General features: G+C 49.9%; 1 protein-coding gene. It reads left to right on the forward strand.

The annotated features are described in order from the left end of the window. Positions 1-541: patatin-like phospholipase family protein (locus R7040_RS29375; RefSeq protein ID WP_318098037.1), on the forward strand; the 541-nt coding region annotated here is incomplete at both ends.

The following is a 541-nucleotide window of genomic DNA, read 5'->3' on the forward strand; positions in this document are numbered from 1 at the left end:
TGTTGCGTGTGTTGCGCGAGACCACAGGTAACCTCGGACGTTTTGAGTCCTTTGATGAGCTTGCCATTCCTTACCGTTCCGTCGCGACAGATATTTTAGAACTGGACGAAGTGGTGATCGGCAACGGTTATTTAGTTGATGCCATGATGGCCAGTATGTCTGTACCCGGCGCACTCCCTCCGTATAAGTTAAATGGCCACATGCTTGTTGATGGTGGCGTGGTAAACAACATGCCAGTGGATGTTGCGCGTGCGATGGGCGCGGATGTGGTTATCGCGGTAGACATCAGTACCGACTACAAAACCGAAGATGATTTTACTGGGCTGTTTACCGTTGCAGACCAACTCTCCAACTATCTGGTGCGTCGCAGTACCCAGCAGCAAGTCGAAACCCTGCAAGAACACGATGTTTACATTCGTCCCAATGTCGGCCAAATGGAAACCGTTGAGTTCGACAAAATGCCTTGGGCTTTTCAATCTGGTTATGACATCACCAAAGAAATGGAGTCGAAGCTAGCGGGACTGCGTTTATCAAACGCGGA

This window comes from Vibrio sp. 1069 (assembly GCF_033340555.1).